At 63.5% G+C, this 18,436-nt stretch carries 23 protein-coding genes and 1 tRNA gene; 14 read left to right on the top strand and 10 right to left on the bottom strand.

Going from position 1 to position 18,436, the window contains the following annotated elements; all coding sequences use genetic code 11:
* Window positions 1–99 precede the first annotated feature (99 nt).
* Window positions 100–939 carry a BUD32 family EKC/KEOPS complex subunit gene (locus tag CVS48_RS26980; protein ID WP_100857121.1) on the top strand — a complete coding sequence of 280 codons (840 nt, stop codon included), beginning with the start codon at window positions 100–102 and terminating at the stop codon, window positions 937–939.
* Window positions 936–2,318, top strand: coding sequence for a replicative DNA helicase (locus CVS48_RS26975; RefSeq protein ID WP_006218311.1), 1,383 nt, complete (start codon window positions 936–938; stop codon window positions 2,316–2,318). The genes CVS48_RS26980 and CVS48_RS26975 overlap by 4 nt, the downstream gene beginning before the upstream one ends.
* Before the next feature lie 69 nt (window positions 2,319–2,387).
* Here CVS48_RS26975 and CVS48_RS26970 read toward each other — a convergent pair whose 3' ends face one another.
* The 5 genes from CVS48_RS26970 to CVS48_RS26950 form a co-directional block, all read right to left on the bottom strand.
* Complete coding sequence (locus CVS48_RS26970) at window positions 2,388–3,365, bottom strand: bile acid:sodium symporter family protein (RefSeq protein ID WP_100857120.1); 978 nt, start codon at window positions 3,363–3,365, stop codon at window positions 2,388–2,390.
* A 152-nt stretch (window positions 3,366–3,517) separates the two neighbouring features.
* Window positions 3,518–4,498, bottom strand: coding sequence for a 4-hydroxythreonine-4-phosphate dehydrogenase PdxA (gene pdxA, locus CVS48_RS26965; protein ID WP_100857119.1), 981 nt, complete (start codon window positions 4,496–4,498; stop codon window positions 3,518–3,520).
* On the bottom strand, window positions 4,495–4,803 hold the full coding sequence (locus CVS48_RS26960) for a hypothetical protein (protein ID WP_100857118.1): 309 nt from the start codon (window positions 4,801–4,803) through the stop codon (window positions 4,495–4,497). The genes pdxA and CVS48_RS26960 overlap by 4 nt, the downstream gene beginning before the upstream one ends.
* Window positions 4,804–4,897: 94 nt before the next feature.
* Window positions 4,898–5,356 (bottom strand): Lrp/AsnC family transcriptional regulator, encoded by a 459-nt coding sequence (locus CVS48_RS26955; protein WP_050446088.1) that lies wholly within the window; start codon window positions 5,354–5,356, stop codon window positions 4,898–4,900.
* A gap of 77 nt (window positions 5,357–5,433) precedes the next feature.
* Window positions 5,434–6,039, bottom strand: coding sequence for a hypothetical protein (locus CVS48_RS26950; RefSeq protein ID WP_100857117.1), 606 nt, complete (start codon window positions 6,037–6,039; stop codon window positions 5,434–5,436).
* A 192-nt stretch (window positions 6,040–6,231) separates the two neighbouring features.
* Here CVS48_RS26950 and CVS48_RS26945 point away from each other — a divergent pair, with 192 nt between their 5' ends.
* Window positions 6,232–6,477, top strand: a complete 246-nt coding sequence (locus CVS48_RS26945) for a hypothetical protein (protein ID WP_050446038.1) — start codon at window positions 6,232–6,234, stop codon at window positions 6,475–6,477.
* 239 nt (window positions 6,478–6,716) lie between these two features.
* On the top strand, window positions 6,717–6,950 hold the full coding sequence (locus tag CVS48_RS26940; protein WP_100857879.1) for a hypothetical protein: 234 nt from the start codon (window positions 6,717–6,719) through the stop codon (window positions 6,948–6,950).
* Between the two features lie 7 nt (window positions 6,951–6,957).
* Here CVS48_RS26940 and CVS48_RS26935 read toward each other — a convergent pair whose 3' ends face one another.
* Both CVS48_RS26935 and CVS48_RS26930 read right to left on the bottom strand, forming a co-directional pair.
* Window positions 6,958–7,524 carry a DedA family protein gene (locus CVS48_RS26935; protein ID WP_100857116.1) on the bottom strand — a complete coding sequence of 189 codons (567 nt, stop codon included), beginning with the start codon at window positions 7,522–7,524 and terminating at the stop codon, window positions 6,958–6,960.
* On the bottom strand, window positions 7,521–8,960 hold the full coding sequence (locus CVS48_RS26930; RefSeq protein ID WP_100857115.1) for an aminotransferase-like domain-containing protein: 1,440 nt from the start codon (window positions 8,958–8,960) through the stop codon (window positions 7,521–7,523). The genes CVS48_RS26935 and CVS48_RS26930 overlap by 4 nt, the downstream gene beginning before the upstream one ends.
* 157 nt (window positions 8,961–9,117) lie before the next feature.
* Between CVS48_RS26930 and CVS48_RS26925 the strand changes: the two genes are divergently transcribed.
* The 4 genes from CVS48_RS26925 to CVS48_RS26910 all read left to right on the top strand — a co-directional run bounded on the left by CVS48_RS26925 (window position 9,118) and on the right by CVS48_RS26910 (window position 11,817).
* Window positions 9,118–9,507 carry a hypothetical protein gene (locus tag CVS48_RS26925; RefSeq protein WP_100857114.1) on the top strand — a complete coding sequence of 130 codons (390 nt, stop codon included), beginning with the start codon at window positions 9,118–9,120 and terminating at the stop codon, window positions 9,505–9,507.
* A gap of 24 nt (window positions 9,508–9,531) precedes the next feature.
* Window positions 9,532–9,608, top strand: a tRNA-Met gene (locus CVS48_RS26920).
* A 205-nt stretch (window positions 9,609–9,813) separates the two neighbouring features.
* Window positions 9,814–10,158: a hypothetical protein gene (locus tag CVS48_RS26915; protein ID WP_100857113.1), complete on the top strand. Its 345-nt coding sequence runs from the start codon at window positions 9,814–9,816 to the stop codon at window positions 10,156–10,158.
* 342 nt (window positions 10,159–10,500) lie between these two features.
* The gene (locus tag CVS48_RS26910; protein WP_100857112.1) at window positions 10,501–11,817 is read left to right on the top strand and encodes a TIGR03862 family flavoprotein; all 1,317 of its coding nucleotides are present in this window, start codon (window positions 10,501–10,503) and stop codon (window positions 11,815–11,817) included.
* Between the two features lie 15 nt (window positions 11,818–11,832).
* Here CVS48_RS26910 and CVS48_RS26905 read toward each other — a convergent pair whose 3' ends face one another.
* Together CVS48_RS26905 and CVS48_RS26900 are read right to left on the bottom strand one after the other, a co-directional pair.
* Complete coding sequence (locus tag CVS48_RS26905; RefSeq protein WP_100857111.1) at window positions 11,833–12,240, bottom strand: hypothetical protein; 408 nt, start codon at window positions 12,238–12,240, stop codon at window positions 11,833–11,835.
* Window positions 12,241–12,302: 62 nt separating this feature from the next.
* On the bottom strand, window positions 12,303–12,662 hold the full coding sequence (locus tag CVS48_RS26900; protein ID WP_100857110.1) for a hypothetical protein: 360 nt from the start codon (window positions 12,660–12,662) through the stop codon (window positions 12,303–12,305).
* A gap of 165 nt (window positions 12,663–12,827) precedes the next feature.
* Here CVS48_RS26900 and CVS48_RS26895 point away from each other — a divergent pair, with 165 nt between their 5' ends.
* The 5 genes from CVS48_RS26895 to CVS48_RS26875 all read left to right on the top strand — a co-directional run bounded on the left by CVS48_RS26895 (window position 12,828) and on the right by CVS48_RS26875 (window position 16,886).
* Window positions 12,828–12,956, top strand: a complete 129-nt coding sequence (locus CVS48_RS26895; RefSeq protein ID WP_100857109.1) for an entericidin A/B family lipoprotein — start codon at window positions 12,828–12,830, stop codon at window positions 12,954–12,956.
* A gap of 127 nt (window positions 12,957–13,083) precedes the next feature.
* On the top strand, window positions 13,084–13,515 hold the full coding sequence (locus CVS48_RS26890; RefSeq protein ID WP_100857108.1) for a BPTD_2524 family lipoprotein: 432 nt from the start codon (window positions 13,084–13,086) through the stop codon (window positions 13,513–13,515).
* 3 nt (window positions 13,516–13,518) lie between these two features.
* Entirely contained in the window at window positions 13,519–13,929 is a 411-nt protein-coding gene (locus tag CVS48_RS26885; protein WP_100857107.1) for a hypothetical protein, read from the top strand.
* A gap of 116 nt (window positions 13,930–14,045) precedes the next feature.
* The gene (locus CVS48_RS26880) at window positions 14,046–15,338 is read left to right on the top strand and encodes an aspartate carbamoyltransferase (protein ID WP_046802818.1); all 1,293 of its coding nucleotides are present in this window, start codon (window positions 14,046–14,048) and stop codon (window positions 15,336–15,338) included.
* 126 nt (window positions 15,339–15,464) lie between these two features.
* Window positions 15,465–16,886, top strand: a complete 1,422-nt coding sequence (locus CVS48_RS26875; protein WP_100857106.1) for a diguanylate cyclase — start codon at window positions 15,465–15,467, stop codon at window positions 16,884–16,886.
* Between the two features lie 228 nt (window positions 16,887–17,114).
* Here the strand turns inward: CVS48_RS26875 and CVS48_RS26870 are convergent, their stop codons facing one another.
* Window positions 17,115–18,014, bottom strand: a complete 900-nt coding sequence (locus CVS48_RS26870; RefSeq protein ID WP_050446026.1) for a recombination-associated protein RdgC — start codon at window positions 18,012–18,014, stop codon at window positions 17,115–17,117.
* Window positions 18,015–18,165: 151 nt separating this feature from the next.
* Here CVS48_RS26870 and CVS48_RS26865 point away from each other — a divergent pair, with 151 nt between their 5' ends.
* On the top strand, window positions 18,166–18,375 hold the full coding sequence (locus CVS48_RS26865; protein WP_100857105.1) for a hypothetical protein: 210 nt from the start codon (window positions 18,166–18,168) through the stop codon (window positions 18,373–18,375).
* Window positions 18,376–18,436: the final 61 nt, after the last annotated feature.

The following is an 18,436-nucleotide window of genomic DNA, read 5'->3' as shown; positions in this document are numbered from 1 at the left end:
GCCCGCGCGCCGGCTTTTTTTCTTGTTGTCTGGTCGTCTTATGCTTGCCGCCTTGTCGGCCACACCCAAGACGCCACCTTGCTTCGCACAGAGGACCCCTTGACTCAGCCGCCCGTCCATCACAACGCGCCGCCCGGCCTGCGCGCCTGGCTCGACAGTGTCGACGCCCAGCGTGAACCTTCGGTGCGCGACGTGAGGATCGACGGCGTGCGCTGCATCGTCAAGCGCCGGCGTCCTGGCTTTGGCCGTGGCGTGAGCTACGCGCTGCGCTACATGCGCGCGCTTTTCCTGGGCTTGGGGTGCAAGGTGTTCCTGGGCGAGTTTCCGCGCCCCGGCGTGCTCTTGCGCAATGGCCTGACGCACGAAGCCCAGCGCTTGTCCACGTTGCTGGAAGCGGGCTGCCGCGTACCCGAGGTGTGGTGGCAGGAGCAGGGCCTGCTGGTGCTGGAATACGTGGGCGACGACCTGGCTGACCTGATTCGCAAGGAAGACTCCACCTCGCAGCTTTGGTTGACGCGCGCGGCGGCCGCTGATCTGGCGGCCTTTCACGCGCGCGGCATGTGGCATGGCGGCGCACAGATTCGCAATGTCACCTTGCGTGATGGCGAGCTGTGGCGCATCGATTTCGAAGAGAACATCGGTGCGACCCTGTCCCGGCCGCTGGCGCAGGCCTACGACCTTTTCCAGATGTTGTCCTCGCTGGTGTCTTTGCGTAAATTGCCCGACGATGTGGCCGTCACGCTAGGTAAACTGGCGCTCGATGTCTACCTGGAAAACAACCCTGACACTGCGGTCAGGGCGAGCATGAAGCGCCTGGCCCGTGTGCTTTGTGGCGTTGCAGCGCCTTTGCGTCCCCTGTTGCGGCGCCTTCCTTCGCGCGATATCCAGGGTTTTTTCCGCGTTGCCGATATTTTGCAGCCGTTACTATTGAAGCCATGAACACACCTGCCGATCCCCAGCTTGAATACCTGCGCGTTCCTCCCCATTCCATCGAGGCGGAGCAGTCGGTGCTGGGCGGCCTGTTGCTGGACAACACCGCGTGGGACCGTATTGCCGACGTTCTGGTCGAAGAAGACTTTTACCGGCACGACCATCGGCTGATCTGGCACCACATCGCCCGCCTGATCGGCTTGGCGCGGCCCGCCGACGTCATCACCGTCAATGAATCGCTGATCAGCGCCGGCAAGGCCGAAGACTCGGGCGGCCTGGCGTATTTGAACGCGCTGGCACACAACACCCCGTCGGCCGCCAACATTCGCCGCTACGCGGAAATCGTGCGCGAGCGCGCCATGCTGCGCAAGCTGGTGTCGATTGCCGATGAGATCTCGTCGGCAGCCCTGAACCCGCAGGGCAAGGAAGCGCGCCAACTGCTGGATGAAGCGGAATCCAAGGTCTTCAAGATCGCCCAGGAAGGCTCGCGCGGCGCTGCCGGTTTCCAAGAGATTCAACCGCTGTTGACCCAGGTGGTTGAACGTATCGACGAGCTCTACCACCGCGAAGGTAGTTCCGATGTCACCGGGGTGCCCACCGGCTTTACCGACCTGGACAAGATGACGTCCGGCATGCAGGGCGGCGACCTGATCATCGTGGCCGGCCGTCCGTCCATGGGCAAGACCTCGTTCTCGATGAACATCGGCGAACACGTGGCGATTGAGCAGGGCCTGCCCGTGGCGGTGTTCTCCATGGAAATGGGCGCGGTGCAGTTGGCGATGCGTATGTTGGGCTCGGTCGGCTTGCTGGACCAGCATCGCATGCGTACCGGCAAGCTCATCGCCGATGACTGGCCGCGCGTGACGCACGCCGTGCAATTGATGCAGGACGCGCAGGTCTACATCGACGAAACCCCCGCCCTGAGCCCCATGGAAGTGCGCGCGCGCACGCGTCGCCTGGCGCGTCAGTGCGGTCAGCTTGGCCTGATCATCATCGACTACCTGCAACTGATGTCGGGCAATGGTTCCGGCGAAAACCGGGCTACCGAAGTGTCGGAAATCAGCCGCTCGCTGAAAGGCCTGGCCAAGGAACTGAACTGCCCGCTGATCGCGCTGTCGCAGTTGAACCGAAGCCTGGAACAACGCCCCAACAAGCGCCCCGTGATGAGCGATTTGCGCGAATCCGGCGCTATCGAACAGGACGCCGACGTGATCCTGTTCATCTACCGCGATGAAGTCTACAACCCGGATTCGCCCGACAAGGGCACGGCCGAGATCATCATCGGCAAGCAGCGTAACGGCCCCATCGGTACGGTGCGCCTGACCTTCCAGGGTTCCAGTACGCGCTTCCTGAACTTCTCCGGAGCGCAGCCGCGCGACATGTACTGACCCACCGCTGGCATCAAAAAAAAACCGCGTCACATCGAATGTGCGCGGTTTTTTTCTGTGCGGAAGGGGTCAGTCCTTGATTTCCGGACGCTTGCCGTAGCGCGCGGCCAGCACGCCGCAGACCATCAACTGAATCTGGTGGAACAGCATCAAGGGCAGCACGATGGCGCCCACGGCGTGGCCGGCGAACAGCACCTGCGCCATCGGAATACCGCTGGCCAGGCTTTTCTTCGAACCGCAGAAAAGCAGGGTGATGCGGTCTTCCACGCTGAAGCCGAAGACCTTGCCGGCCAAGGCGGACAAGCCCAGCGCAAGCGCGAGGATGACCGCGCAGCACACCACCAGGCCGACCAAGGCGGGGATGGGCGTGGTGCTCCACAGGCCTTCGTTGATGGCTTCGGAAAAGGCGGTGTAGACAACCAGCAGGATCGAACCCTGGTCGACGAACTTCAGCATGGCCTTGTGCTTGTGGACCCAGGCGCCGATCCAGCGGCGGGCGAACTGGCCCAGCACGAAGGGCAGCAGCAGTTGCAGCATGATCTTGCCGACCGCATCGAACGAAATCGGCGCGCTGCCGGCGTTGGCCACGACCGTGCCCACCAACAGCGGGGTCAGAAAAATGCCCAGCAGGCTGGAGGCCGACGCGCTGCACACCGCGGCCGGCACGTTGCCGCGCGCCATGGAGGTGAAGGCAATGGCCGACTGCACCGTGGCGGGCAGGCAGCACAGGAACAGGATGCCCAGGTACAGCTCGGGCGTGACCAGCGGTTCCAGCACTGGCTTGAGCGCCAGGCCCAGCAAGGGAAACATCAGGAACGTGGCTGAGAAAATCGTCAGGTGCAGCTTCCAGTGCGTCAGGCCGGCGATGATGGCCTCGCGCGACAGGCGCGCCCCGTGCAGGAAGAACAGCAGGCCCACCGCAATGTTGGTGATCCAGCCGAAGACCACCACGCCTTGCCCGTGCGCGGGCACGATGCTGGCGATGATGACGGTGCAGATCAGGTAGAGGGTGAAGCGGTCGGGCAGAAGGCGGACTAGGCGTGACATGGACGAACCAAAGGGCGGGCTGAAAGCGGGAACAATAAGCGGGACAACAAGCGGGAACAACAGGCGGGAATGACAGGCGGGAATGACAGGCAGCGGCGCGGCAGTCACGCCAAAAACGGGGCATATTGTAATCCCGTGGGGCGCCTGGCGCGCTAGGGCGTCATCACCAGCGCCAGGTCGAACGCGGCGACCAGCGACGCGTGGTCGGCCACGCCCCGGCCGGCGATGTCGAAGGCGGTGCCGTGGTCCACGCTGGTGCGCACAAAAGGCAGGCCTACCGTGACGTTCACGCCGTGGTCCAGCCCCAGGTACTTCACGGGAATCAGGCCCTGGTCGTGGTACTGGGCCACGACGATGTCGAATTCGCCACGGCGGGCGCGCATGAAGACGGTGTCGCCGGGCCAGGGGCCGCTGGCGTCGATGCCTTCGGCACGTGCCCGGGCGATGGCCGGCTCGATGATGTCGATGTCTTCGCGGCCAAATTTGCCGCCTTCGCCGGCATGGGGGTTCAGGCCCGCCACGGCCACGCGCGGGGCGGCGATGCCCATTTGGCGGCAGGCCCGGTCGGCCAGCCGCATGGCGGTCAGCTCGGCTTCAGGCGTGATGCGCGCGATCACGTCCGCCAAGGCCACGTGTATGGTCACCAGCAGCACACGCAATTCGTCGTTGGCCAGCATCATGGCGAAGTCCTGCGTGGCGGAGCGGTCCGCCAGGATCTCGGTGTGGCCGGGATAGTCGATGCCGGCCTCGTGCATCGACTTCTTGTTCAGCGGCGCGGTAACGATGGCGCGGATACGGCCGGCCTGTGCGTCGTCGATGGCGGCGCAGACATAGTCATAGGCCGCGCGTCCGGCGGCGGCGCTGATCTGCCCCAACGGCAATTCGTCGGGCAGGGCGGGGCTACAGGCGATGACATGGATGCGCCCCGCATCGGGGCTGGCCTGAGTGACGTCGCGGATTTCCACGACGTCCAGCCGAGCCCCCAGTTGGGCAGCGGCGCGGCGCAGCGCGCCTGTATCGCCGTACACCACGCAGGGTGCGTTCAGACCTTGCGCAATCGCCTTGACGACGATTTCAGGGCCGATGCCGGCGGCATCGCCCATGGTGATGCCCACGGGCAATGACGCGCTCACGATGCCTTGTCCTTGGGCGGTTGGATGACGCCGCATTCGAACGTGACCGTGGCGCGCTTGGAACCCAGCCCCGTCGCGTGGTTGGAAGTCACTTCCGGTTTTTGCAGCTTGCGGCCGATGTCTTGGCAATACTGGTCGGCGCGTTGCAGCGTCTGATTCTTCAGTTCAACCCACGTCAGCAATTGCGTGCCAGAACTGTAGGTGACGCTGTAGGTATCTTTACCGACGGAGGTCACCTCGCTCATGCTGGAGCAGGCGGCTAAGAGGGTCAGCAAGGCGGCGGCGGGGGCAAGGCGTGCAAACATGGGTTATCCAGAAATCGCGATATCCCTCATTACAACACCATGTCGGTCCACCAGAAAAGAAGGCGGGATGGCACCTGCCGCTCATGGGTGGGCCTCAGGGGGCGGCGACGGCGCTGCGCCGGTCCACCTTGCGGCTCAACACGATCGAGGTCTGCGTCTGCTTGACCCCGTCGATCAGGCCGATGCGGTCCAGCAGGTCGTCCAGTTGTTCGTGGGTTTCGCAGCGCAGGAAGATCAGGTAGTCATACGGCCCGCTGACCGATGAAACCTCTTCCACTTCCGGCATGCGTTCCAGTTCGCGGATGACGGCGGCCGGCGTCTTGGGCAGCACGCTGATGAAGCAATACGCCCGCACCGCGGCCTCTTCCAGGCGGCGCCCCAGGCGCACGCCATAGCCCGACACGATGTGTTCGCGCTCCAGCCGCGCGATGCGCGCGACCACGGTCGTGCGCGCCAGGCCCAGTTTGCGCGCCAGGATGGCCGCGGGCTCGCGCGCGTTGGCCGAAAGCAGGCTCAGCAATTGCCGGTCGATGTCGTCGAGTCGTTCGTTCATGCAAAGGGCGTGCGGCGAGTAGCGGAGTGCCGACGGTACAGGCGTGAACCCGCCCGCGTCAATGCAATGCGGGCGGGCTAACCGTCTGATTCGGGCGGAATGCCGCCGTGATAGATACGCCCGTCGAACTCGAAGCGCGTGATGGTTTTGTGCGCGGCATCGAAAATGCGGTCGCGGCTGGCGCCGTCCAGCCCGTCGTGGTCGGCGAAGCGAAAGCGGCATAGGTCGATGTCGCTGTCGTAGAACACCGAATTCACAAAGCGGCTGACGTCGGCCTCATGCGCGAAGTGCGCAAATTCCCGCAATTGCTCCATCTCGTGGAAGGCGCCGTTGCGGCTGACCAGCAGCATGCCGAATTTGCGTTCTTCGTCGGCCACCAGTTCCGGCGCGGCGGGTGCGCTGACCGACAAGGCGTCTTCGTAGTCGAAGCGGGCGCCGGCGTCATGCATGGCATCCAGCACCGCTTGCCATTGGCGTTCGTCCAGCGTCAGGCGGGCCATCATGTAGAACAGGCGTTGCCGGCCCAGTGTGCGCGGCTCGGGGCCGCCGACATAACTTGGCCAGGGCGTTGCGGCATCCAATCCGGCCAGCTCGGCCATGCGCGCATCGCTGAAACCCAGTTTGTCCTGCAGACGCTGCAGGGATTGGGCGTCTGGGGGTGCATAGTTCTGGATCGTCTTCATAAGCGCTCCGGTGTCCCCGGATGCCGCGGATGGCGCCGGTGGCGTGCGCCGCGGTGCCCCAGCGGCTACGCTTCATGCTAGCGCGGCGCCTGGCGCTTGCCTAGCACCCGCGCGGGCAGGGCGGGCGGCGGGAGGTGTGTGGGCGCCATGCTAGGATTTGCGCCGATCATTCACTGCCAAGAGGCTTTCGCCATGGATATCCAAGAACAAATTGCCGTTATCGTCCACACCATTTCGCATCAGGGCGGCCGCATCGATGCGCTGAATTCGACGCTGTTGTCGATGCTGCATCTGGTCAAGGCGTCGCCGGGCCTGCGTGAAGCGATCGAGGCGCAGTTGGAACAGAACTATTCCAGCCTGTTGGCGCGTTCGGAAAACCCGCAGTACGTGGCGGGCTTCGAAAGCGTGCGTGACATGATCATTGCCGCTCTGAAATAGAGCGTTGCGCGGGCGCCGCACATCGGAAAGTTACCCACAGCTTCTGTGGACAAGCCTTGGGATAGTGCGGGCATAGATCCGCATTTTCCTTTAATTACAAGGGCTTGGGGGTGGCGGTCAAAGGTGGCTCCTTTTGCGCGTTTCAGACACGCAATTGTGTAATCTCCACAAGCGCGCCAAGCCGGGTAATATGCGGCCCCATGCGGAATCAGTATCGATTGGAACACCCGGGCAGCGCCATGTTGGCGCGTGTTTCGGAAGCGGCAAAGCTGGCGGCGTTCGACCCCGGCAAACTCTCGCCCCAAGCGCGTGAGAGCTGGGAGCGCATGGGGCATGGCTTCAAGGCGTGGCACGACTTCGACCAGCGCCACCCCGTCCTGCGCCGCCTGGCGCTGCTGCCTCTTGTGGGCGGCTGGTACCGCAAGGCACGGCGGCGCCATGTGCTGCGCGCCAGCGGCCGAATCGTCTGTTGATGGCGGCTTAGCGTTGCCGTCGTCGGGCAACAAGGTGATAGGCCAGCCCGATCACCAGCCCGATCGCCGCGGCGACGGCCAGCTTGGTTTCCACGCCGTGCAGGCGGCCAAGCAAGCTCTCGATGGTTTGGCCAAACGCATAGCCCACCACGCTGAAGCACACCGCCCAAATGACGGCGGCGATGGCGTTTAGCACTAGAAAGCGCAACGGTGGCACGCGCGACATTCCTAGCGCCACGGGTCCCACGGTGCGCAGGCCGTAGAGGAATCGCAGGCTGAGGATGAAGCCATGCGGATAGCGGTCAATGGCGGCCAGCGCCTTTTCAAATGCCGGTTTTTCGCGGATGCGCCGCACGAAGCGGTGGTCGCGATAGCGCCGGCCCAGAAAGAACAGCAGTTGGTCGGCCATGAATGAACCGGCGAAGGCGCACAGCATCACATACGGCAAGTGCAGAAGATGCTGGTGCGCCAGAAAGCCCGCGAAGACCACCACGCTTTCGCCTTCCAGAAAGGTGCCGGCCAGCACCGCCCACAGGCCGTAATCAACGATGAATTGATGCAGGGACGTGCTCATTGCGCGCGGTCGCCCACGATACGCGCCAGGGTCAACAAGGCTCGCGAGATGTCTGGCGTGGTGCGCTGGCCGCAACTGATGCGCAGGAAATGGTTGTAGCGCGTGCCGTTCGAGAACATGGCGCCGGGGGCAACGCGTATGCCTTGCCGCAAGGCCGCTTCAAACACATCCATGCCCGAACGGCCGCCGGGCATTTCCACCCAAAGCAGCATGCCGCCTTGCGGCACGCTCAAGCGCGTACCCTGCGGAAAGTGCGCGGCGATGGCTTCCGCCGTCTGGTCGCGCTGTAGCTTCAAGTGCCTGCGCAAGCGCGTCAGGTGGCGGTCGTAGGCGCGTGACCCCATGTACTCGGCCACGGCGATCTGCGCCAGGGGTTCATTGGGCCGGCTTTGTGCAAATTTCAGCATGGCGATGCGCGCTTTCCAGCGCCCGCCCAACAGCCAGCCCAAGCGCATGCCCGGGGCCAGCGTCTTGTGCATGGACGAGCAATAGATCACGTTGCCGGTTGCATCCCAGGACTTGGCCGCGACCAGCGGCGTGTCGTCATCGGTCAGCGCGCCGTAGGTGTCGTCTTCGATCAGCGGCACCTGCTGACGCTCGCACAGCGCCACAAGCCGGGCCTTCTCGGCGTCCGGCATGACGCAACCCAGCGGATTCTGGAAGTTGGGCACGACAACCACGGCGCGAATATTGCCATGCGTTTGGAAGGCCAGGTCCAGCGCTTCGATCGACAAGCCATGTTGTGGGCTAGTCGGAATTTCCAGCGCGCGCATGCCCAGGCTTTCCAGAATTTGCAGCAGCCCGAAGTACGTGGGCGACTCAACGGCGATGGTGTCTCCCGGCCGGGCCACCGCGCGCAGGGCCAGGTTCAGGGCTTCGATGCAGCCGTGCGTGACGATGACGTCATCCGGCGTGGTGTTGATGCCATTGGTCAGCGCGCGCCGCGCCAGCACCGACCGCAATTCGGGATGCCCCTGCGGCGGAACCGGGCTGACCAGCACGTGGGGCGACGAGCGCAGGGCGCGCGTCATTGCCTGCTTCAGCGCGTCCATTGGATAAGCCTCGGGCACCGCGGCCGCCAGCGCGAAGTTGGCGCTGACGGGGTGCGCTTCGCACTTGGCGATGAAGTCGGAAACGCGGTCATGAATGCCGACGTATTGCGCCGCGCCCAGCGTTTGGCGGATGTCGGGCTCGTTGACCGGGGGAATGCTGTTTCGTCGGGCCTGCAAGACGAAATAGCCCGACCGTGGCCGGGCTTCGATCAAGCCGTCGTCTTCCAATTGGCGGCAGGCTTGTAGCGCCGTGGACAGGCTGACGTGGTGCGTGCGCACCAGTGTACGCACGGAGGGCATGCGCTGGGCGGGCGCCAGAACGCCCGTCTGGATGGCGCGCCGATAGTGGTTTGCCAGGCGGAGGTACAGCGGTTGTGGGTCCATGCGCCGATCATGCTCCCCAGGCTTGGAATGAAGGAAGGCACAGATTGACGAAAAGTACACCATAACAGCCACAAAATCGAGCATCTGCATCGGTACAGAAAGGGTGGGATTGTGGCTGTTGCGCAAAGCAGCGTCCGCGTAGCCTGTCAATGTCCGATTGGAGATCATCATGCAAGCCGATACTTACCCCGAAGGTCCGTCCCGCCGCCTGGAGATCGCGCCCGGCGCCTCCCGCGCCTTTGTCCTGCACGCCGGTGCAACCATCATCTGCGTGGCCGGCAGCGTGTGCCTGGAAGAACCCGCGGCGGGCGCGGAAGCCACGGGCCGCCTGCCTTTGCCGGTCGCGGTGCGAATGAACGCCGGTGAGGCGCACGCGGTTATCGATGGAGGCGTGGTACGCATCACGGCCATCGACGCCGCCGACGTCATTTGCCTGGATGTTCCGGACCCAATTAGCCGCATTTTGAGGGCGGCTACGAAAATACTTCGCCTGAAAGTGCCTAAATCTTCGAATAAAGGGCTGGGTGCGCTGCACAAGATTTCATAATGGTGTATGATTCATCACATCAGACGCGGGGTGGAGCAGTCTGGCAGCTCGTCGGGCTCATAACCCGAAGGTCGTAGGTTCAAATCCTGCCCCCGCAACCAGTTTCAAGAAAAAGCCGCGATGCTTATCGCGGCTTTTTTGCGTCTGGGTTTTCTTTTTTCGTCCGGGCTTTTTTTCGTCCGCACTTGCCCTGGGTCACCCCAATCTTCCAGTCCGGAGTTTCCCGGATGTTCCTGCCTGCACAGCGCCGCAACCCTGAGCTACCATGGGCCACGCGCGCTAGTTTGCCGCACAGGAGGAGGGTCCATGGGTACAGCAAAATACGATCATCCCGGCTTTGTCGCCGACACCGGCGCTGAAGGCAAGTACCACGTAGGCATCTGGTGCCCGCACGGTTACCCCGCCCACATCCATATCGGCCGGCCCGCGGAACGCGGTGATCCCCAGGCACTGCTGCGCTTGCGCATTCCTGACGGCGTCTTTCAATCCCTGCCCGACGATCCCGAAACCCTGTGCCGCCGCGCGCTGGGCCAAGCCATGGGCGCGGGCTTGCTGCGTTCCGTTGGCGTGGATGGCGAGTACCAGGAGCTGCGTTTCGAAATGGACGCAGAACCCTGGTCGGGACCCATGCAGGCGGCCGGCAACGCCTGAGATCGGAAGTCAGCTGATCGGGAATTAGGGCCGGAAGTTACCCACAGCGACTGTGGACAAGCCTTGGGATAGGCTCTGCGCATGTCGGAATTATCCTTGCATAACAAAGGCTTGGCGCCTGCGGTCAATCATTGGCCGGCGCCAGGCCTTTTTCTTATCGATGGGTAGGTCTGGTGGGGGCGTTGAGCGCCCTGTTCGCAGGGCCCGTGCGACAATTCTTCCCCGCTGCGCGCGGCACGTTTTTTTGTCGTTTTCCCCGCTGCTCGTACCCCTGATCAATCCGTGTGCCCTCATGCCTTGCCCCCTGCCCAAATCTCTTCCCATCCTGACAGGCTTGCTGCCATGACCGCCCCGACGCGGCGCGACCCTCCGCGCGTTGCCGTAATCGGCGGCGGCCCGGCCGGCCTGATGGCGGCGGAACGATTGGCCGCTGAAGGCTTGCAGGTCGACGTGTTCGACGCCATGCCCTCGGTTGGACGCAAATTCCTGATGGCGGGTCGGGGCGGGCTGAACCTGACACATAGCGAAGCCGCGGCGCCGTTCCTGGCGCGCTATGGCGAGCGGGCCGCGCAGCTTGCCCCCTGGCTGCAAGCGATGGACGCGACGGCGCTGCGCGACTGGGCACACCAGTTGGGCATCGACACATTCGTGGGGTCTTCCGGGCGCGTTTTTCCCCAGGAAATGAAGGCTGCTCCCTTGTTGCGTGCCTGGCTGGCAAGATTGCGCTCCAGTGGTGTCCGGTTTCACATGCGGCACCGTTGGCTGGGCTGGCCGCAAGGGGACGCAGTTGACGCGGCGGCGCTGCGCTTCGAGACGCCGGAAGGCGTGCTCACGCTGACGGCGGATGCCGTGGTGCTGGCCTTGGGCGGAGGAAGCTGGGCCAAGTTGGGGTCGGATGGCGCATGGGTGGCCGGGCTGCAGGCGCACGGTATCGAAGTCGCGCCGCTACGGCCCGCCAATTGCGGATTCGACGTCGCGTGGTCGCCGCATTTTTCCGAGCGTTACGCTGGGCAGCCGGTGAAGTCGGTTGCCATGGCCTGCGCCGGCGAAACCAGCGGCGCGCGGCCCAGCGGCGCGCGGCTCAGCGGCGCGCGGCCCAGCTCCACCCGGCCTCGCCAAGGCGAATTCGTGGTGTCGGAAACGGGCATCGAGGGCAGTCTGGTGTATGCCTTGTCGGCGGCGTTGCGCGACCGGATTGACGCGGAAGGTCGGGCAGTTGCGATGCTGGACCTGGCGCCGGACTGGACGCAGGACAAGGTCATGGCGGCCGTCACGCATCCCCGTGGCGCGCGCTCCATGTCCAGCCATTTGCAAAGCCGTATGGGGCTGACGGGGGTCAAGGCGGGGCTGCTGCGCGAATGCGCAGCGGCCGAAGATTTCAAGGATCCGGCGCGATTGGCCCTGCGAATCAAGGCTTTGCCCGTGACGCTGCTGCGTGCGCGTCCGATGGACGAAGCCATCAGCACGGCGGGTGGCGTGTCATTCAACGCGGTAACGGATGGGCTGATGTTGCAATCGGCCCCCGGCGTATTCTGCGCTGGCGAGATGCTGGATTGGGAGGCGCCTACGGGCGGCTATCTGTTGACGGCCTGCATGGCCAGCGGTGCGGTGGTTGCGAAAGGCGTGCTGGATTACTTGGATGGCCAGCGCCAAGGCTGACCTAGGCAGTAACGCTCAGGACCCGGACGGGTAGGGCGCCATGCCCAGCGGCGCGCGCGGCGCAAGGTCGCCTACCACATGGCCCACCACGGGGGTGGCGCCATCTTCTGGCTGGGTGATGATGCCGATCACGCGCGTGATGGCGCTGGCGGGAATGCCGGTGCCGTGCGCGGGATCTTGCACCAGTTGCCAAACGATGGCGTCGGCCGGGCCGGCGTCCGTCAGGGTGGCGGAGGAAGAATCCACGCAACTGCGGGCAAAGAAAGACCACTCCGAGGCGCTGCAAGGCAAGCCGTGTGCCGTGGCCAAGCGAGCCAGGGCCAGAGGTGCATCCGCCTGGCCCGCGGCATGCTGGGCGGCCGCGCCCAGCGATACGTCCAGGGACAGCAGGCGGAGAAACTCTACGACGTTGTCTGAATTCATTGTGGGTCTCCTAGGAGCTGGTCTGGTTCTCGATCGGCCTTCAGCCACGCTGCAGGATCGGGTTAGCTGGGGCTTTGGCCCAGCATCGACACAAGCGATTGCTTGAGGCGGGCGGAAAAGATGGGCACCGTGTGGGACACGCCATTGCGGTCTACGCCTTCTTTCAGTTCAACCGTCTGGCCCAGGAAAATCTCGGGGGCGGCGTTGATCTCGTTATAGCGGGCAAGCAACTCGTCCACCTGTTCTTGGGCGTCAACCAGGGTGCTGCTGTCTGCAAGCCTGCCGGCGGCATGGGCTTGCAGGATTCGGTGCAAATCATCGATAAACAGCGCCAATGCCGCTTGGCCGCGGCACCGCGGCTGTTCCCAGCCCCAGCCTTCAACGGCGGCGCCAGCGTTCTGTGATACGGGTTTTCGGTTCATTTGCGAATCCTAATCCATTGGCGGCAAATGCGCGACAACCCAGGCGGGCTGGGGATGTCACGGCCACGTAAGGGCGGTTACGGGGTTTGTGTTTCCGGGTGGTGCGCAATCGGGATTCTTTGCGGTATGCTGGCTTCGGTTTTCACGCCCAGACAGGAGATGGTTATGAAACACAAGGTTGTTTTCGTCATGCTGCTTTCGATCGCCGCACTTTCGGCGGGCTGCAATACTGTTGCGGGCGCCGGCAAGGATATCCAGCGAGGCGGTGAGAAGATCGAAGGCGCTGCGAAGTAAGGCGGCGCGCCCTGACGTGGATCAGGCCGCTTGAGGCCACGCGGGAAATGCCCTGGCATTTCCCGCGTGGCCTTTTTGCTGCCGCTGGCATAATCGCAGAAGTCCGAATTTCAATGCGGGAAGAATCATGCGCAAGTCAGTATGGGTGGGTGTAACGCTGGCGGTGTTGTTGGCCGGCTGCGCGAGCAAGGGGGTTTACGAAGCCGACACCGTGCAGAAAGAGACCTTCAGCGTAGACACCAACTATCAAGCCGCCTTTCGCCGTGGTGGTGAATATGTGCGCACCTGCCACATGAACGTGAAGCATCCCTATGGTGTCGCCTACGAATGGCGTCACGTCTTGGGCGAGAAGGGCGCGCCAGACGAAATCCAGGTTTACAAGGTGGGCGAGCCCGCCACGGTGCTTGAATTGATTTCCGCCGAGGCCGATGGCCCGGCCAAGTCCAAGGTCACCGTGACGGTGCTGGGCGAGGGGCGCTGGGACAAGGCCGAGATTGCCGCCGTGCGTACCTCGATCCAGACCGCGACGCCGGCCTGCCGCGCCGCCGACGGCAACTGATATATGGACCCGCGCGCTCAGCAGATCCGTTCATCGGGGATGTCTTTTTCGTTGCTGGCGGGCGGGTTCCGGTTTCTGGCCTGGCTGAACGGCGGCGCCGCCTTGGCCTTGGTGGCCTTCTCGCTGGGCATCGTGGGCGGTGACATCGCCGCGCCCGACCTGCAATTGCCGCTGGCACTTTTCCTGGCTGGATTATTGTCGTCGTGCCTGGGCTTGCTGTTTGGCTATCTGGCGCAGGTCAGTTTGTTGCGGCAAGGCTACACGGGCCATCTGACGCGCGGCCATTGGCCCACGCAGTTGCTAGCCATGGTCTGCTTTCTGTTCAGTGCCTTGGCGTTCAGTGCCGCGTGCTGGTTCGCGCTGGGGCAGGTGGCACCCGAAGCGCAGCAGACCACGTCTTACGCCAGCCGCTAACGGTTAGCAGTAGAGTTCAAGGGTAAACCCTTGTGCGCAAAAGTGTTGGACTTGCACTTGCGCTGGGAATAATATGCGCGGTGCGTATATCAATCCTCTTGCCTTGAGGCTCCGTCATGACCATTTCCCAGCAAGCTTTCCTGCGCGACGCCATGCGCCGCCTGAACCTGACGCGCGATGTGTTCGCCACGCGGATCGGTGTTAAACGTAGGGCGTTGGACACCTGGTTGTTGCCTGAAGGCTCGCAGGAATTCCGCGCCATGCCGGAAGTGGTGCAGCGTTTCGTCAGCGAAATCGTGCAAAACGGGGTGCTGCTGGAAAAATATACGCAAAGCGTACAAGACGGCCCGCTGCGTGAGCGCATCGCGGTGGAAGGCAAGAATCAACTGTTGTCGGTGGATCAGTTCACCCGCGAATCGGTCGAAGACCTGTTCCGCGTTGCCGACATGATGCAACCCATTGCGCGCCGCCAGAAGGTCTCGCGGGTGCTGGAAGGCGCCGTGCTGGGCAACCTGTTCTTCGAAGCCAGCACTCGTACGCGAGTCAGCTTCGGGTCGGCGTTCTGCCGCCTGGGCGGCTCGGTGTGCGACACGACGGGCTTCACGTTTTCTTCCATGGCCAAGGGCGAATCCATCTATGACACCAGCCGCGTCATGAGCGGCTATGTGGATGCCATGGTGATCCGCCATCCCGAGCAGGGTTCGGTTGCGGAATTCGCGCGCGCCACCAATATTCCGGTGGTCAACGGCGGCGACGGCCCGGGTGAACACCCCAGCCAGGCACTGCTGGACCTGTACACAATCCTGACCGAGTTCTCGCGCCTGGGCAAGTTGCTGGACGGCGCGCATATCGCCATGGTCGGCGACCTGAAATACGGCCGTACCGTGCACTCGCTGATCAAGCTGATGGCGCTGTACAAGAACGTGAAGTTCTCGCTCGTGTCGCCCAAGGGGCTGGAGATGCCCAGCTACATCATTGAGCAGGCAAGCCGCAACGGCAACATCATCGAACAGAAGACTTCGCTGGCGGAAGGCCTGGCGGGCGCGGACGTGATCTATGCGACGCGCGTGCAGAAAGAGCGCTTCGCCAACGAAGAGAACGAAGGCTACACGCCCGACTTCCAGATCAACCGCGCCATCATCGATGCGTATTGCAGCCCCGAAACCATCGTGATGCACCCGCTGCCGCGCGATAGCCGCCCGGGCGCCAACGACCTGAGCGTGGACCTGAACCACGATCCGCGCCTGGCCATCTTCCGCCAGACCGACAACGGCATCCCCATTCGCATGGCGATCTTCGCGGTGCTGCTGGGTGTTGAAGGCCTGGTGCAGCATTCGCTGCGTGATGTGACCTGGCAGCATCCGTCGCACGTCGGCCCGGACGATTCCGTCTTCCACGGCCTGGAATAAGCGGCACTTGCTCCATGCGCGTGGGCCCCGGCAGGGGCCCACTTTCTTTTGGCGCATAATCCGCGCTGGTTTTTCCGTCGCGTGTCGTTCCGAGACACGCGCGGCGTTTTTGGGGCGGATGATCTTATGTCTTCAAGCAAGAGCGCATTGCCAGCGTGGGCAAGCAGCGCCGATCAGGCGTGCTACCTGAGCGCGTCGAACGCGCAGGCCTGGGAAGCGGTCTATCAATCGGTGGACGCTTATACGCGCGGCCAAGTGGCCGCCGTGGTGGGCGACAGCGCCAAGGAATTGGTGGATGCCTTTTATTCCACCTTGCTGGCGGATGTTGAAGCCGGGCCGCGCCTGTCGCATGACATCGTTTCGACGCGGCTGCACAAGGGCATGAAGCACTGGCTTCTTGGTTTGCTTTGCGTGCGCGACCAGGGCGACATCGTGGCCTTGATGGCCACGCAGAAAAAGGTGGGCGAGGTGCACGCCCGCGTCCATATCCCGATTCATCTGGTGATGGCGGGCGCGCGCGTACTGAAGAATGAAATCGCCGAGCGCCTGCGCGCAAGCGATCTGGACGGCACGGCCGCGTCCATCGCCACGCAGTACGTCTGTAATCTCTTTGACCTGGCCATCGAGCAGATGAGCCGCGCCTTCATGCGCGACATCAATCGCGGCGCGCGCAACGATGAGGCTTACCGCCTGTTCGCGCTGGGGCAGAACATTTCCACCGAGCGTGAACGCCAACGCGCGGCGCTGCTGGAATGGAGCCAGGCGGTGTTGATCGGGCTGCATTACCGCGCACCCGAGCAGGCCTTGCCCAGGCTGGCGGCATCGGAGTTCGGCTTGTGGCTGCAGCACAAGGGCGGCGTGTTGTTCGAGAGCGCGCCCGCGCTGGGCCAGATTACCGAGGCCGTCATGCGGCTGGACGACGTGGTGCTGCCGAGCCTGATGCTGGACGACCGCGAGCGGCAGCTTTCCTTGCCCGACCAGGTGCGCGAACTGCAGGAACTGGTGGCGCGCATCAAACATCTGCTCAACGGCTTGTTCGACATGGTGGCCGAGATTGAAAGCGGCAGCGACCCGCTGACCAATGTGCTGAACCGGCGCTTTCTACCGTCGGTGATCGGGCGCGAGATTTCCATCTCCAGTCGGCAGGGCAGCCGCTTTTCGGTGCTGTTGCTGGATATCGACCATTTCAAGGCCATCAACGACGCGCATGGGCATTCCGGTGGCGACCACGTGTTGCGCCAGTTTGCCGAGGTGGTGCACCAATCGTGCCGGTCCAGCGACTTCGTGTTCCGCTATGGCGGCGAAGAGTTTCTGGTGGTGTTGGTGGATACGGGCCAAGAGGCCGCGCTGGCTGCCGCCCAGAAGTTGGGCGCCGAGATCCGCCGCCACGATTTCACGATTCCGGAGGTTGGCGCCCTGCGCATCACGGCCAGCATTGGCGTGGCCACCTTCGACGGCCATCCCGACTACGCCTACCTGATCGACCGCGCCGACAAGGCCCTATACCAAGCCAAACTGGCCGGCCGCGACCGCAGCGTGGCCGCCTGACCGAGCGGTACTGCACGGTGCCGCGACGACGCGGCACCGACGCGGAAAACGATGCGGCACCGATCGGAAAAAATGCGGCAACAATGCAGCACCGACGCGGCACCGACGCGGCACCGATGCGGCACCGATGCGGAAACGATGGCGAACGTAGGATGGGTGAAGCGCGAGAAGCCTGATGCAAGAACGCCAGCGCCTCAACGCGCGCAACCCATCAATCAACCGCTCCCATCAAATCTTCTTCTCGCCCCCCAGCGCATCCACCAACTCAGCCATCATCTTGGCCAGTTCACCCGTCATCAGCATCATGTCGGAATCGAACTTTTCATCGTCGTTGGCGGCCACGCCTTCGTTGCCTTCTTTCAGCACGTCCAGCGGCGACACGCGCTTGACGTCCAGGCCTTCGGTAAGGACAAACGAGATGCGGTCGGCCCACGTCATGGCCAGGCGGGTGCACTGCTTGCCCGACTGGATGTGGCGGCGCACGTCGTCGGCGTCGATGGAATGCTTGACGTAGCGGATGGCCGCGCCGCTTTCGCCCGACGAACGCAGCTCGGTGTCTTGATCAATGCTGAAGTTCGACGGCGCTTCGTCTTCGGCCAGCCAGCCCGTCATGGCGGAGGCGGGCGACTGCGCCACGTACAGGTTTTCAAGCGGGAACGGATCCACGCACTTGGCCAGCAAACCGATGACTTCGTCCGCTTTCGCCGACGCGGCGGCGTCGATGACCAGCCAGTGGTTTTGCGGGTCGATCCAGACGCGCGTGTCGCGGTAGACGCTGAAGGCGCGCGGCAGCAGTTCGTCGGTGACGCGTTCCTTGATTTCCTTCATCTGCTTGCGGCCCGGCTTGTAGCCTTGCTGCTCTTCGATTTCCTGGGCGCGCGCCTTGGCGACCTGGTTCACGACGGTGCCCGGCAGCAGCTTCTTTTCAGCGCGCAGGCTAAGCAGGATCTGGCCGTTCACGACGTGGGCAAGCCCACCGTTTTCGCGCGGCGGCACCCAGCCCAGGCTTTGCATTTCAAGGTTGTTACCCGCTTGGTAGGCGTGGCGCGCAAGCGTTTCTTCAAGCTGATCGCCAACGAGAGTCCACGGCGAGGAAAGGCGGTAAATCTTGAGGTTTTTGAACCACATGAGCGTCGGCCAAAAGGGTTGATTCTATACGACGCGGACGGTTTGCCGAAGTGGCGCAATACGCTTGCGACAGGCGACACGTTCTGTCACTGACAGGGGGCGGTCGATGCGTTAACTTCCGCGCACCGACATGGAACCGGAGAGGAAAAACATGAAAATCATTGGCGCGATCCTGATCGTCCTGGGCATTGCAGCGTTGGCCTACAAGGGCTTCAACTACAAGTCCGAAGAGACCGTTTTGCAGATCGGTTCGGTCAAGGCCACGGCCGAAACCGAGAAGTCGGTGCCGATCCCGATGTGGGCCGGCATTGCCGCGATTGTGGCCGGCGTGCTGATCATCGGCGTGGGCATGCGCCGCTAAGCCAGGCGCACAAAAAAAGCGGCCCGGCTCAATAAAGGCCGGGCCGGTACGGGAGCACACA

The organism is Achromobacter spanius (assembly GCF_002812705.1).
Classification (GTDB): domain Bacteria; phylum Pseudomonadota; class Gammaproteobacteria; order Burkholderiales; family Burkholderiaceae_B; genus Achromobacter; species Achromobacter spanius.
This window is presented reverse-complemented; position numbering and strand designations above follow the sequence as displayed.